The sequence below is a fragment of the Streptomyces sp. MspMP-M5 genome (genome assembly GCF_000373585.1).
GTDB lineage: Bacteria > Actinomycetota > Actinomycetes > Streptomycetales > Streptomycetaceae > Streptomyces.
In genome coordinates this window covers 113672-127742 of sequence record NZ_KB891880.1, presented here as the reverse complement: position 1 = coordinate 127742, position 14071 = coordinate 113672, and the positions used below count along the sequence as shown (strand labels likewise).

The 14071-nt window shown below is 72.9% G+C and carries 14 protein-coding genes and 2 tRNA genes; 14 read left to right on the top strand and 2 right to left on the bottom strand.

Features of this window, described 5'->3' with window-relative positions:
* Window positions 1-296 precede the first annotated feature (296 nt).
* The 5 genes from proB to B073_RS0110405 all read left to right on the top strand — a co-directional run bounded on the left by proB (window position 297) and on the right by B073_RS0110405 (window position 5415).
* Window positions 297-1415, top strand: coding sequence for a glutamate 5-kinase (gene proB, locus B073_RS0110425; RefSeq protein WP_086023773.1), 1119 nt, complete (start codon window positions 297-299; stop codon window positions 1413-1415).
* Between the two features lie 215 nt (window positions 1416-1630).
* The gene (locus tag B073_RS0110420) at window positions 1631-2128 is read left to right on the top strand and encodes a hypothetical protein (RefSeq protein ID WP_018538037.1); all 498 of its coding nucleotides are present in this window, start codon (window positions 1631-1633) and stop codon (window positions 2126-2128) included.
* Window positions 2129-2249: 121 nt separating this feature from the next.
* Window positions 2250-3518, top strand: coding sequence for a glutamate-5-semialdehyde dehydrogenase (locus B073_RS0110415; RefSeq protein ID WP_018538036.1), 1269 nt, complete (start codon window positions 2250-2252; stop codon window positions 3516-3518).
* A gap of 86 nt (window positions 3519-3604) precedes the next feature.
* Window positions 3605-4231: a hypothetical protein gene (locus B073_RS0110410; protein ID WP_018538035.1), complete on the top strand. Its 627-nt coding sequence runs from the start codon at window positions 3605-3607 to the stop codon at window positions 4229-4231.
* A gap of 59 nt (window positions 4232-4290) precedes the next feature.
* On the top strand, window positions 4291-5415 hold the full coding sequence (locus B073_RS0110405) for a hypothetical protein (RefSeq protein ID WP_026247245.1): 1125 nt from the start codon (window positions 4291-4293) through the stop codon (window positions 5413-5415).
* On the opposite strand, the gene B073_RS0110400 is transcribed toward B073_RS0110405, so the two are convergent.
* Entirely contained in the window at window positions 5378-6472 is a 1095-nt protein-coding gene (locus B073_RS0110400) for a M48 family metallopeptidase (protein WP_018538033.1), read from the bottom strand. The genes B073_RS0110405 and B073_RS0110400 overlap by 38 nt on opposite strands.
* Before the next feature lie 130 nt (window positions 6473-6602).
* Between B073_RS0110400 and B073_RS47105 the strand changes: the two genes are divergently transcribed.
* From B073_RS47105 to B073_RS0110355, 8 genes are all read left to right on the top strand, one after another.
* Window positions 6603-6752, top strand: a complete 150-nt coding sequence (locus B073_RS47105; protein WP_018538032.1) for a hypothetical protein — start codon at window positions 6603-6605, stop codon at window positions 6750-6752.
* 167 nt (window positions 6753-6919) lie between these two features.
* Window positions 6920-7081, top strand: coding sequence for a hypothetical protein (locus B073_RS47100; RefSeq protein WP_018538031.1), 162 nt, complete (start codon window positions 6920-6922; stop codon window positions 7079-7081).
* 53 nt (window positions 7082-7134) lie between these two features.
* Complete coding sequence (gene nadD, locus B073_RS0110385) at window positions 7135-7746, top strand: nicotinate-nucleotide adenylyltransferase (protein WP_026247244.1); 612 nt, start codon at window positions 7135-7137, stop codon at window positions 7744-7746.
* Window positions 7747-7770: 24 nt separating this feature from the next.
* Window positions 7771-9618: an LCP family protein gene (locus tag B073_RS0110380; RefSeq protein WP_018538029.1), complete on the top strand. Its 1848-nt coding sequence runs from the start codon at window positions 7771-7773 to the stop codon at window positions 9616-9618.
* Window positions 9619-9801: 183 nt separating this feature from the next.
* The gene (gene rsfS, locus B073_RS0110375; protein WP_018538028.1) at window positions 9802-10236 is read left to right on the top strand and encodes a ribosome silencing factor; all 435 of its coding nucleotides are present in this window, start codon (window positions 9802-9804) and stop codon (window positions 10234-10236) included.
* Window positions 10233-10886, top strand: coding sequence for a histidine phosphatase family protein (locus B073_RS0110370; RefSeq protein ID WP_026247243.1), 654 nt, complete (start codon window positions 10233-10235; stop codon window positions 10884-10886). The genes rsfS and B073_RS0110370 overlap by 4 nt, the downstream gene beginning before the upstream one ends.
* A gap of 115 nt (window positions 10887-11001) precedes the next feature.
* Window positions 11002-11074: transfer RNA gene (locus B073_RS0110365), tRNA-Ala, on the top strand.
* 761 nt (window positions 11075-11835) lie between these two features.
* Window positions 11836-12069 (top strand): hypothetical protein, encoded by a 234-nt coding sequence (locus B073_RS0110355; RefSeq protein WP_018538025.1) that lies wholly within the window; start codon window positions 11836-11838, stop codon window positions 12067-12069.
* Between the two features lie 311 nt (window positions 12070-12380).
* Here the strand turns inward: B073_RS0110355 and B073_RS0110350 are convergent, their stop codons facing one another.
* Window positions 12381-13775 (bottom strand): glycosyltransferase 87 family protein, encoded by a 1395-nt coding sequence (locus B073_RS0110350; protein WP_018538024.1) that lies wholly within the window; start codon window positions 13773-13775, stop codon window positions 12381-12383.
* 209 nt (window positions 13776-13984) lie between these two features.
* Between B073_RS0110350 and B073_RS0110345 the strand changes: the two genes are divergently transcribed.
* A tRNA-Ala gene (locus B073_RS0110345) sits at window positions 13985-14057 on the top strand.
* Window positions 14058-14071 lie beyond the last annotated feature (14 nt).

Below are 14071 nucleotides of genomic sequence, written 5' to 3'. Positions count from 1 at the left end.
CGACACCGCCGAGGCGACGAAACGGGACCGACGGACACCCGACCGTATGACCTTGCCGGCCTTGGTGACAATCTGCTGTGGCGCTCTTCGCCGCGAAACGGACCAGTCGAACGCAACCTTCGAGTGTCAATAGCCGTCTTAATTTTTTACGCCCTTCCTCGGATTCGGCGGGCCCGGATGTCCGCCGGCGCGTCCGCCAGGCGATATGGCGGAGCGTCCGCCCGGTGTGCTGCCGTAGATTGCGGCTGTACGGCTTTCCCGTACGGCCAAGGGTTCGCGAGCACAGGGGTACGCAGGTGGCAGGGGCAAGGCAGGACGTGGAAGACGCCCGCCGGATCGTGGTGAAGATCGGCTCGTCCTCGTTGACCACGGCCGCGGGGGGACTGGACGCGGACCGGGTCGACGCTCTGGTGGACGTCCTGGCCAAGCACCAGGACAAGGAGATCGTGCTGGTCTCCTCCGGGGCCATCGCCGCCGGCCTCGCCCCCCTGGGGCTGGAGCGCCGTCCCCGGGACCTCGCCCGGCAGCAGGCCGCCGCCAGCGTCGGTCAGGGCCTGCTGGTCGCTCGCTACACCGCCTCCTTCGCCCGCTACGGCCGCCGGGTCGGCCAGGTGCTGCTCACCTCCGACGACACCAGCCGCCGGGCCCACTACCGCAACGCCTGCCGCACCCTGGACCAGCTGCTGGCCATGGGGACGGTGCCGATCGTCAACGAGAACGACACCGTCGCCACCGACGAGATCCGCTTCGGCGACAACGACCGGCTGGCCGCCCTCGTCGCCCACCTCGTCCGCGCCGACCTGCTGGTCCTCCTCTCCGACGTGGACGGCCTCTACGACGGCGACCCGTCCACCCCCGGCACGTCCCGGATAGCGGTGGTCACCGGCCCCGGCGACCTGGAGGGCGTCTCCATCGGGAGCGCCGGCCGGTCCGGCGTCGGCACCGGCGGCATGGTCACCAAGGTGGAGGCGGCCCGGATCGCGGCCGCGGCCGGCATCCCGGTCGTCCTCACCTCCGCCGTGCACGCCGCCGACGCGCTGGCCGGCGCCGACACCGGCACGCACTTCCTGCGCACCGGCCGCCGCTCCGCCGACCGGCTGCTGTGGCTGGCGCACGCCTCCACGCCGCAGGGCGCCCTGGTCCTGGACGACGGTGCCGTGCAGGCCGTCGTCGAACGGAACTCCTCGCTGCTGCCGGCCGGGATCTCCGCCGTGGAGGGCGAGTTCGCCGCCGGGGACCCGGTCGAGCTGCGGGACGCCGGCGGCCGCGCGGTCGCCCGCGGGCTCGTCAACTTCGACGCCCGCGAAATCCCCCGATTGATTGGTCGTTCCACCAGGGATCTGGCCCGCGAGCTCGGACCGGCGTATGAGCGCGAGGTCGTGCACCGCGACGACCTGGTGCTGCTGCACCACTGACCCGCCCCCGAGGGGCGCCGGCGCGGTCCCGTACGGGGCCGGCCTTCATCAGCCCTTCACCGAGGACCTTCGGCAAAACCGCCCCGCGAGCCGCCGCGGACTGGTCAACTTTGTTGAGGGGCGCCGCAGTACGCGAGCGCAGACGCCGAAGGACGACCGCACCAGTCGGCTCCGCCCCCAGGGGACGGAGCGATTCGCATCACAGGAGGCCGCCGGTGACACGAGGGCGCCCAGGGGCTCCGGCCCGAGGGACGGCGGAGCGCGCACTGACCAGCGTCGGGACCGCCGCGCCCGCCGCCCGGCCGGAGGAGGGCCGGCGGACGGAGCGGGAGCGGACGGCACCGCGGCCGCGGGAGGCCGAGCGCCGGGAGGCGTCCCGGCTGTGGCACGTCACCCTCAGCGTCTCCGGCGCCGAGGCCCCGCTGAAGGAGGTCCGCCGGGCGCTCGAACAGCTCGCCCACGACCACCCCTTCCTGCTGACCAGCCGCTACGCCAACGACCACGCCGAGATCCGCTACTGGGAGGAGGCCCGGGACCTGCACGACGCGGCGGCGGTCGCGCTCCGGCTGTGGGGCGAGCACCGCTCGACGGCCAAGCTGCCGCCCTGGGAGATCGTCGGCCTGGAGGTCATCGACCGGGAGACCTACCACCAGCGCGTCGCGGAGGGCTACGGTCCGCCGCCGGCCTCGCCGGTCGGCGTCCATCCGTACTGACCCGCCCGCCGTACCGCGGCGGCCCGCGGGGCCGTCCACAGCCCGCACCGCCGGTGCGACCGGCGTCCCGCTCTGTGGAATCCGGCGCGGCCGCCGCCCGGCGCGGCGTTAGGCTGCGGCCATGACCAGCAGTGCATCCCAGTCCTCGCCCGTCCTCGACACCGCCCGCCGCGCCAGGGAGGCGGCCGCCGTCCTGGCCCCGCTGCCGCGCACGGCCCGCGATGGGGCGCTGCTCGCCATCGCCGACGCCCTGGTCGCGCAGACCGACGCCCTGGTCGCGGCCAACGCCCGGGACGTCGAGGCGGCCCGGGCCGCCGGCACCTCCGAGTCGATCGTGGACCGGCTCACCCTCACCCCCGAGCGGATCGCCGCCATCGCCGACGACGTGCGCAAGGTCGTCGCGCTGCCCGACCCGGTCGGCGAGGTGCTGCGCGGCTCGACCCTGCCCAACGGCCTCGACCTCCGGCAGGTCCGGGTCCCGCTCGGCGTCGTCGGCATCATCTACGAGGCCCGGCCCAATGTGACGGTGGACGCCGCCGCCCTCTGCCTCAAGTCCGGCAACGCCGTACTGCTGCGCGGCTCCTCCTCCGCCTACGCCTCCAACAGCGCGCTGGTGGACGTACTGCGCGGCGCCGTGGAGAGCGCCGGGCTGCCGGCCGACGCCGTGCAGCTGGTCCCCGGCGAGAGCCGCGACTCGGTGCGCGAGCTGATGCGGGCCCGCGGTCTGGTCGACGTGCTCATCCCGCGCGGCGGCGCCGCCCTGATCCGCACGGTCGTCGAGGAGTCCACCGTCCCGGTCATCGAGACCGGCACCGGCAACTGCCACGTCTACGTCGACGAGGCCGCCGACCTCGACATGGCGATCGACATCCTGGTCAACTCCAAGGCCCAGCGCCCCAGCGTCTGCAACGCCGCCGAGACCGTGCTGGTGCACGCCGGCATCGCCGAGAAGTTCCTGCCGCGCGCCCTGGAGGCACTGACCCAGGCCGGCGTGGTGGTGCACGGCGACGCCGCCTGGCAGCAGGCCGGCCCCGGCCTCGTCGCCCCCGCCACGGACGAGGACTGGGCGACCGAGTACCTCTCCTACGACATCGCCGCCGCCGTGGTGCCCGACCTCGACGCCGCGGTGGCGCACATCCGCCGCTGGTCCTCCGGCCACACCGAGGCCATCGTCACCGGGTCGCAGGCGGCCGCACGCCGGTTCACCCAGTTGGTGGATTCCACGACGGTCGCGGTCAACGCCTCGACCCGCTTCACCGACGGCGGCCAGTTCGGCTTCGGCGCCGAGATCGGCATCTCCACCCAGAAGCTGCACGCCCGCGGCCCCATGGGACTGCCGGAGCTGACGTCCACGAAGTACATCGTCACGGGCGACGGCCACACCCGCTGACCCACCCCGCGCACGGCCCCGTTCACGCCGCTGTCCGGTCGCTTCTCTCCCTGCCCAAAAGGCCCCGCCGGGGCTACCCTGGACGGGTGCCGGACGACGCGGGGGGCACGCCGTTCCCGGACGGCGAAGAGCCCGACGAGCACCACCACGGGAGCCACGGACGAGCGGACGAGGAGTTCGCTTCCGTGGTCTTCGACGAGGACTTCGTACGGGCCGCGACGATCCACGAACCCTCGGCGGTCGAGCGCATGCTCGCCGCCGCCGAGGCGCGCGCCGAGGCCGAGGCGGCCGCCCGCCCCGGCGGCGGCTTCGGCCCGGACGACGACTACGACCACGACGATCTCGCCGAGCGCCCCGACGACCGCGACGGCTTCGGCCCGGACGACCCCTATGGCGCCTATGGTCCCTACGGCGGATCCCTGCGCCCCTACCGCGGCGCCGCCCGCTGGCACCGCCCCATCGCCTGGGTGCTGGCCGTGGTGATGGGCGTCGGACTGGTCGCGCTGGCCTTCAGCGCCGTCTACCGCGGCGCCGCCGGCCGTACCCAGAGCCCCGCCCCGGCCAGCTCCACCGGCGTCGATGCCCCGGCCTCCGGCACGCCCCCCAAGGGCGGCCGGGACGCGCTCGGCACGCCCCGCCCCGGGGTGCCCACCCCCGGCGCTCCCGCCGAGCCGCTGCGCCCGTCCTTCTCCGCCGGCTCCGGGTCGCACTGACCCGAAATCGCGGCGTCCTCCGGCGTTTACGTCGGCCCCGTCAGACCTACCCTTGTTGTATGACCGGGCCTGGTGACCCTCCCGAAGGGACGCCCGACGGCGCCCCGGGAGGCGGTGACGACGAGTACCGATCCGTGGTCTTCGACGAGCGGTTCGTCCGCGCGGCGCGACTGCAGGAGTTCTCCGCCGACGAGCGACTGGGCGAGCACCACGCACCGGCGGTGAAGACCCGCCACGCCTGGCTGCGGCCGGGCGGCTCCCGCCAGGCGGTCCTGTTGGTGCTGCTGATCGTGCTGGCCTTCGGCACCGCCGTCTACATGGGCATACGCCACCCGTACAAGACCCCCGAGCCCGCCCCGGCCCAGCCGCTGCGGTCCTCGGTGGTGCCGCTGGCGCCGTCCGGCACCGTCCCGGGAGCGACCCCCGCGGACCTCTTCGCGCACAGCCCGGCCGCCGGCTACCGCATCGGCGCGGCCGGCATCAACCTCCCCACCGTCCAGCGCACCGCGCACTTCTCCGACGGCCAGATCGTCACCGCGATGAGCATCGCCAAGGACTACCTCGTCCGCTCGTCGGTGGATCCGGCCACCCTCACCGGCGGCTCCGTACGCCCCGTCAGACTGCTGCTGGACACCGGCCAACTCGACCAGTTCGACCGGAGCCTGGCGCACCCCGACGACAACGGCCGGGATGCGGCGACCGGTTGGCTCGTCCGCTTCGACCCGAAGCAGATCACGCTCGCCGACCGCGACGTCCGCGTCGACGGCACCCTGAGCGCCACGGAGGTGAGCGCCGACACCCTCGACGTGGCCGCCGACTACACCTTCGTCTACGCCGTCCAGCCGGCACCGGGAGCCCCGCGGGACGCCGCCGGGCAGCACACCGGCACCGCGACGCCGGGCGCCGCCTCGCTCGTCACCGTCCGGCGCGAGATGCACTTCCGGATCGGCCGGGACGACCTCGCCGACCACCGCCTGTCCGTCGTGCAGAGCAGCCTCCAGGCCGGGCCGCTGAGCTGCTCCGCCGACCCGGCCGGCACGCTGCACCCGCTGCTCGCCGGGCAGCACGCCGGCCCCGACCGGCCCGCCGGCACTGACCCCTACGCCCGGGGCCGGGCCGACGCCGCGCTCTGCGGCCGGCTTTCGGCTACTTCCCAGCCGACCCCGAGCCGTCCGATCCGCTAGCGCCGTCCGCTCCGCCCGTGCCGCCGGACCGCGAGCCGAAGACGGTGTCGCGGAGCTTGCCGCCCAAGTCCCCGGCGCCGCCCGCGATATCGCGCACCAGACCCATCAGCGGGTCCTTGCTGGTGCGCACCGACTCGGCGTAGTGCGCCGCGGAGTCCCGGAAGGAGTCGGAGACCGAGGCGTCCTTGTCCTCGTCGCGGCGCGGGTAGTGGCCGTCCATGATGCGCTGGTAGTCGCGGCTCTCGGCCCACTTCTTCAGCTCGGCGGCGCGGACGGTGGTGAACGGGTGGCTGCGCGGCAGGACGTTGAGGATCTTCAGCACGGAGTCGCGCAGATCGCCGCCGGACTCGTACTCCTCGGCCTGCTTGAGGAAGGCGTCGACGTTCATCTCGTGGAGGTGGTTGCCGCCGGCCAGCTTCATCAGGCCGCGCATCGACGCCCGGAGATCCTGCCCGACCAGCAGGCCCGCCCGGTCGGCCGACAGCTCCGACTTGCGGAACCACTCGCGCAGCGCCGTCACGATCGCCATGACCGCGACATTGCCGAGCGGGATCCAGGCGACCTTCGTCGCCAGGTTGGTCAGGAACAGCAGGATCGTGCGGTACACCGCGTGCCCCGAGAGGGCGTGGCCCACCTCGTGGCCGATGACGGCCCGCATCTCCTCCTCGTCGAGCAGCTCGACGAGGCCGGTCGTCACCACGATGATCGGCTCGTCCAGGCCGATGCACATGGCGTTGGGCTGCGGGTCCTGATTGACGTACATCGGCGGGACCTTCTCCAGGTCCAGGATGTAGCAGGCGTCGCGCAGCATCGCGTGGAGGTGGGCGAACTGCTGGTCGCCGACGCGGACCGAGTCCGACAGGAAGAGCAGCCGCAGGCTGCGCTCCGGCAGCAGACCGCTGAGCGTCTTGAAGACGGTGTCGAACCCGCTCAGCTTGCGCAGCGCGACCAGCGCCGAGCGATCCGCCGGGTGCTCGTAGGACCGCGACGAGATTCCGGGGAACCGCTTGCGGTTCCGGCCCGGTACGTTCGCGTCGCTGTCTGGGCTCTCCGTCATTGGGGCCTCCCCCTGTTCGACTGCGTGTGATTCAGCCTAGAGGACGCCGCTGACAGCCGAATGGATGCCCGGGCGTACGCTGGCGAGCGGACCAGTCCCCGTCAGGCCCGCACAAAAGGGAGCCATCGTCATGCCGCATCCGAGCCTGCTGCTCGCCGTCGCCGAGACCTCCAGGGACAGCGGCCCCGGCTGGATCCTGCGCACCGTGATCATCGTCGGTGTGCTGGGCGCCGTGCTGCTCGCCTGGATCCTGCTGCGCGGCTACGGCAACCAGGACTGAACACCGCACCGGACATCGCACCGGCAGGACCGACACCGCACCGGGAAGGGGCCCTGACGTCGGCCGGGCGCCTTCGAGGAGGAGTCGGCGTGAGCCCGCGGTGACGTGGCGCTTACGATGTGGCGGAAAGCCTTGTCCGAACCCCGCCCGGATTGGTCCCGCCAACGATGAGCCTGCACTCTGCCGCACAGTCCCTGGTCACCCTCGCCGAAGCCGGGCAGAAGGGCGGCCAGCACGAAAGCCTGAGCCCCTACCTCACCGGTGGCAGCGCCCTTTTCATCCTGCTTCTCCTGCTCTGGATCACCACCCGCTTCAACCGCGACCGCTGAGCCTTCCGGACCCGGCAGCCGGGACCGCGTCCCGCCAAGTAGGGTCTGCTCGCATGGGAGAGCACACAGGGCCTGTGAAGCGGCGGCTGGGCGTGATGGGCGGCACATTCGACCCGATCCATCACGGACACCTGGTCGCCGCCAGCGAGGTGGCCAGCCAGTTCCACCTCGACGAGGTCGTTTTCGTGCCCACCGGGCACCCGTGGCAGAAGAGCCACAAGACGGTGTCGCCGGCCGAGGACCGCTATCTGATGACGGTCATCGCGACCGCGTCGAACCCTCAGTTCTCCGTCAGCCGTATCGACATCGACCGCGGCGGCAAGACGTACACGATAGACACGCTGCGTGATCTGCGGGCGGAGCACCTCGACGCGGACCTGTTCTTCATCACCGGCGCCGACGCCCTCAGCCAGATCCTGACCTGGCACGACGCGGCGGAACTGGTCTCGCTCGCCCACTTCATCGGGGTGACCCGGCCCGGCCACGTCCTCGCGGACCCCGGGCTGCCCGAGGGGGCGGTGTCCCTGGTCGAGGTGCCCGCGCTGGCCATCTCCTCGACCGACTGCCGGGCGCGCGTCGCCCAGGGGGATCCGGTCTGGTACCTCGTACCGGACGGTGTGGTGCGCTACATCGACAAAAAGCAGCTGTACCGCGACGACCGCTGACGGGGCAGACGGAAAGGGGCGCCGGTGAGCGACCGACACGATCCGTACGGGCCGCAGGACCCGTATGCCCAGGACCCGTACGCCCCGCAGCAGGGGCAGCCGGAACAGGGCTACGCCTACGACGCGTACGGCCGGCCGGTGCCCCACGAGGCGCCGCAGCAGTACCAGGCGCAGCAGTACGAGCAACAGCAGTACGGGCAGCAGCAGTACGACGCCTACGGGCAGCCGGTCGCCCCGGGCGCGCCCGGTTCCTACGACCCCTATGCCCCCTACGGGCCGCAGGGCGGCCAGGCACCGCCGGCCCAGCAGCCGTACCAGGGGCAGGGGCAGCAGGAGTACGGCTACGACGGCTACGGCCGGCAGGTACCGCAGCAGACCGGCTACCCCCAGCAGTACGACCCGTACGCCCAGCCCCAGCAGCAGCCGCCCCACCAGACGGGCTGGATCCCGCAGCAGGCCCAGCAGCCGCCGTACGAGCAGGACCCCTACGGGGAGGGCCGGCCGCACACCGGTCAGGCCGCCGCGGCACCGACGGCCGCCCCCGAGGAGCCGTCCGCGCCCGACGGGGCTGACAAGAGCGCCGGTAGGACCGCCGGCGGGAGTGCCGGGGTTCCGGGGGAGGAGTACCACACCGAGCAGTTCGCGTTCGTCGAGGATCCGGACGAGGACTCCGAAGACGTCATCGACTGGCTGAAGTTCACCGAGAGCCGCACCGAGCGGCGCGAGGAGGCGAAACGTCGCGGCCGCAGCCGCCTGATCGCCCTCTCCGTCGTCCTGGCCCTCCTGGTGGCCGGCGGCGTCGGCTATCTGTGGTGGGCCGGCAAGCTGCCGGGGCTGTCCGGCGCGGGCGGCGGCACCGCCGCCGAGGCCGGCGGGCAGAAGCGCGACGTCCTCGTGGTGAACCTCCGGGACACCAAGACGGGCAACAGCTCCACCGCTCTCCTGGTGGACAACGAGACCACCCACAAGGGCACCACCCTCCTCCTGCCCAACAACCTCATCGTCACCAAGGACGACGGCACCACGACGACGCTCGGCAAGTCCGTCAAGGACGACGGCACCGACGCCACCCGGGAGGCCCTCAACACCCTCCTCGGCGCCGACCTGAAGGCCAGCTGGCGGCTGGACACCCCCTACCTGGAGAACCTCGTCGAGACCGTCGGCGGGATCACCGTCGACACCGACACCGCCGTCCCCGGTGACAAGAAGGGCGGCACCCCGGCCGTCAAGCAGGGCGCCGGCCAGCTCCTCAACGGGCAGGCCGCCGTCGCCTACGCCACCTACCAGGGCCCCGGGGACACCCAGACCAAGCAGCTGGCGCGGTTCGGGCAGGTCATGCAGGCCACCCTGAAGAAGGTCTCCAGCGACGCGGACGGCGCCACCGCCACCGTGAAGTCGCTGCTCCAGATCCTCGACCCGCCGCTCACCGAGGCCCAGCTGGGCAGCTCGCTGGCCCAGCGGGCCGAACTGGCGAAGACCGGCAAGTACGACACCGAGGTGCTCCCGGTGCAGGCCGACGGGACCATCGCCCAGAACACCGCGGCCGGCGCCGTCAAGGACATCCTGGGCGGCACGGTCAAGAAGACCGCACCGGGCGCGACCCCGCGCGTCGCGGTCCGCAACGCCACCGGCGACAAGGCCGCCACCGGCAAGGCCCAGGTCGCGCTGCTCAACGGCGGCTACACCTTCGTCGACGGCGGCAGCGGCGGCACCACGGCCACCTCCCAGGTGACGTACGGGGACGCCGCGCAGCGGGCCAAGGCCGGGGAGGTCGCCAAGACGCTGGGCCTGCCGGCGGGCGCCGTCCGGCAGGGCAAGGTCGCCGACAACGCCGACATCGCGGTCGTCCTGGGCCAGGACTACAAGGGCTGACCAGGCAGGATGCGGTCACCTCCCGGCGGGGCGGAAATGCCCGCCGGGAGTGTCGGTGGTCCGTGAGACCCTAAAGGGGTACCTGACGCCGCTCCGGCCGCCCAGGACCGCAGGTGCGCCGCGGCCCCGCCGCGCGTCCCGCGTCCCGGCCGGCAGCGGCCCCACCGACCCGGAAAGCCGCTTGTGACCGCCACGGACCGCTCCCTCGAACTCATCAACGCCGCCGCCCTGGCAGCCGCCGACAAGCTCGCGCACGACATCATCGCGTACGACGTCAGCGACGTCCTCTCGATCACCGACGCCTTCCTGCTGGCCTCCGCGCCCAGCGACCGCCAGGTCAAGGCGATCGTCGACGAGATCGAGGAACGCCTCAACAAGGACCTCGGCGCCAAGCCCGTCCGCCGCGAGGGCGACCGCGAGGCCCGCTGGGTGCTCCTCGACTACGTCGACATCGTCGTCCACGTCCAGCACAGCGAGGAGCGGGTGTTCTACGCGCTGGAGCGCCTGTGGAAGGACTGCCCGGAGATCGACCTCCCGGAGGACGCCAAGGCCACCCGCGGCAAGGCCGCGGAGCACGCCCGGACCACCGCCGTGGACGAGGACGGAGACGCGCGCTGAACGGCAGCAAGGGCGGTCGTGGCCGTCGCATCGTCCTGTGGCGCCACGGCCAGACGGCCTGGAATCTGGAACGCCGCTTCCAGGGCTCGACCGACATCGAGCTGACCGAGACCGGTCTCGCCCAGGCCCGCCGGGCCGCCCGGCTGCTGGCCGCGCTGCGCCCGGACACCATCATCGCGTCCGACCTCCGCCGGGCCATGGCGACGGCCGGCGAGCTGGCCGCCCTGACGCGGCTGGACGTCTCCTACGACGCCGCGCTGCGGGAGACCTACGCCGGCGTCTGGCAGGGCCTGACGCACGACGAGATCCTCGCGCGCCACGGGGAGGAGTACACCGCGTGGAAGCGCGGTGAGCCGGTGCGCCGCGGCGGGGGCGAACTGGAGACCGAGGTCGCCGACCGAGCCGCCCCGGTCGTCCTCCACCACGCCGACAAGCTGCCCGACGACGGCACGCTGGTCGTCGTCAGCCACGGCGGCACCATCCGTACCACCATCGGCCGGCTGCTCGGCCTGGAGGCCCACCACTGGGAGGGCCTGGGCGGTCTGTCGAACTGCTGCTGGTCCGTGCTGGGCGAGGGCGCACGGGGCTGGCGGCTGCTGGAGCACAACGCCGGCACCCTGCCGGAACCGGTGCTCGGCGACGACGCCTGAGCCCTGGGGGCAGCGCCGCCGGGATCGGATTTCACATCCGGGCAGGTCGCAGGCTAAAGTTCTTCTTGTTCGCGGGGAACGCGGGGGAAACCCCGAAGGAACCGCAGCAAGACCAGGGGCTATAGCTCAGTTGGTAGAGCGCCTGCATGGCATGCAGGAGGTCAGGAGTTCAATTCTCCTTAGCTCCACAATCCGGAAGATCCCCGCCTCCCTCGGGAGGTGGGGATCTTCGCGTTGCGGCCGGATGTCGCACCGGCGGCCGGGCGTTCACAGTCAGCCGCCGACCCGGCTGTGCGCTACGTCACTCCGTCGGGATGCTCGGCTCTCGGCTCTCCCTGGACGCGATGCCGCCGGGCTCGCCGGGCTTCCCTCTCCGCTCCAGAGCCGCGCGGGCTTTACGGGCGGGCCGCGGGCCGCGGGCGGCCGGTCCGGCCGACGACCGGATGGTGAACTCCGGGGCCCGCGGCGTTGGTTCCCGGCTGGGGTTCGCTCGCGGTCCTCACCGGCTCCTCACCGGCTCCTCGCCGGCTCCTCACGGCTCGTCGCCGGCGAGCCGGTCTGGCCGGGGTACTCCACGGCCGTCCGCGCGGAGGGTCCGGAGGGCGTGGCGGGGCCTGGCGGGGCGTTGCGGCGCCGTGGGTGGGCCGTTCGCGCGCCGAGTGGGGCGGGAGCGCTCGACGGGGTGGCGGAGGCGCCGCGCGGGCGGGCCTGACCCGGTGGGCGGTCCGTGGCAGAATCGGACGGCGCCGCCAGGGGAGGAGAGATCGCGATGCCCACGAGCATCCTTGGGGAGGCCGAGGGCCTGCCCGCCCCCACTGCCGCGTGCGCCGCCGGGGGGGTAGCTCTCCAGTGCCCCTCGTGCGGTTCCTCCCATGTCGCGCAGGTGCTGGGCGACAACGGCGGTGTTTCCTTCGTCTGTACGGCCTGCGGCCACAGTTGGAGCTGATCGATGGGCGCCCACAGCAGGAAGTGCGACTGGTGCGGCAGCGGCACCCCGATCGTCCGGGACATGGAACCGGTCAACGCCGATTACCAGTACTGGTGCGAGGAATGCGCGCGCGCCCTGGTCATAAAGGGCGACCCCATCGAGACCTACCGTGAGCTCGAAGGGGAGCCGATCTACGGCCGGCTCCTGGACGAGCACTGCACGCTGAAACGGTTCTATTCCTTCGCCACGGCCTGAGTTGGGTCCGGCCAGCGAGACCGGACCGCCCGGGGTCGTCGCCAATCGATCGTTTTCCCTGCCGCGTTGGGCGAGAGCGAACACTTTCGATCACTTCCGGTGTTCCGGAATTCCCTTGGAACGGCGGGGCGTTCACGTGTCAGGACGGCTGGTGGGACGGCCGTCGGAACCGCTGCCGGAACGGCCGGCGGCGTACGGACGGACCGTGGCAGCGCGTACCGGAGACGGGCGCGTGAGGCGGTCGAAGGCGAGGGCGGACATGGCAGCGGACATGACGGGGGCAAGCAGCGGACGAGCGGTGGCGCGGCCGGTCACGGGCGAGGAGGCCCGGAGGGGGCGGCGGGGCCGGACGCCGTACCGGCCAGGGGCTCGGGTCTGGCCTCCGGCCGCGTCGCGGGCTCGGATATCGCGCCCGCACCGGCCGGCCGCCGCAGCCGGGCCGCGGTCAGCACCAGCAGCGTGAGCCCGGCCAGTGGGTAGATCGCGGAGAGCAGCATCTGCCCGGCGTTCTGGTGGAGTTCCTCGTGCTGGTGCCAGCGGTGCGGCACCCACCACAGCGCGAACGAGCAGAACAGCAGCCCCATCGTCCCGGTCGTCGCCCACCAGCGGCGGGCCGCGGGGCCGGTGTGCCGCAGTGCCTCGGAGCCCAGCAGGATCAGCATCGGGACGCCCCACACCCAGTGGTGCGACCAGGAGATCGGGCTGATCAGCAGGGCGGTGGCCGCGCAGGCCAGGGTCGCCCAGGCGTGCTCGCCGCGCAGCAGCGCCCCGGCGGCCAGCGCCAGCCCGGCGACCGCCGCCAGCCCGGCCAGGACGAGCCAGGCGGTGCCTGGGTCGTGGGTGTGCAGCAGCCGGGCCAGGGCGCCGCGCAGTGACTGGTTCGCGGTGATCTCCACCTCGCCGACCCGGTCGGCGGCGAACACGATCTCGGTCCAGAAGCGGTGCGAGTCGCGCGGCAGCACGACCGCAGAGAGGAGGGCGGTGGCGCCGAAGGTGCCGGTGGCGACGGCGGCCTGCCGCAGCCAGGGGTTCCAGGCGGCGCGCCACCCGGCGCCGGAGCGCAGCCGCCGGACGGCGTGGACCGCCCCGGCCAGGGCGAGGAAGACGGCGAACAGTGCCGGGGTCAGCTTGATTCCGGCCGCGATACCGATGCCGAGGCCGGCCCAGCGGTTGCTGTCCCGGCGGGTCAGGTCCCACAGCACCAGCACGGCGAGCAGGAGGTTGATCTGCCCGTAGCGCAGGGTCGTCCAGACCGGCTCGCACCACACCAGCAGCGCGGAGAGCGCCAGCGTCGCGGCGAGCGGAGGCACCCGCCGGGGCCGGCCGACGAGGCGGAGGGAGAGGTGGACGACGGCGACGAGCAGGACGAGGTTGCCCGCCGTGGCCAGTGTGCGCATCACCGGGACGCCGAAGAAGGTGAGCGGAACGAACAGCAGCGCGGCGAAGGGCGGATAGGTGTTGGGCAGCCGGGCGGAGGTGGCCACCATGTCGTAGAGGGCCTTGCCGTCGCGGGCGGTCTCGCCCTCGGCGCGGTAGACCATCAGGTCCACCATCGAGACGTGCGCCAGCCGCTGCGCGACCCAGAAGGCGGCGAAGGAGAGCAGGCAGGCCAGCGCCGCGGCGCCCACCGGGTGGCGGCGGATCACGCCCGCGCGGGGGCGCGGCCCGCGAGGGTGGATGGGCTGGTCCGGCTCCAGCGCGGTCACGGCGTACGGCTCCCCTGGACGAATCGGGCACGGCTCGCCGACAGTACCCCGGGTCCCACCGGAGGGCCTGCGGGGGCGCTATGGCCCGAGGGGCCTAGGGGTGGTGGCCGGGGGCGGGTAGGCGATTTGGCAGAAGGCCGGGGGGTCCGTGTAATGTAGGCGATGCCGCAGCGGGGAGCCGGAAGGAAAACCGCAGCGGATCAGGACCTGGGGCTATAGCTCAGTTGGTAGAGCGCCTGCATGGCATGCAGGAGGTCAGGAGTTCAATTCTCCTTAGCTCCACAGAAGGCAGAGCG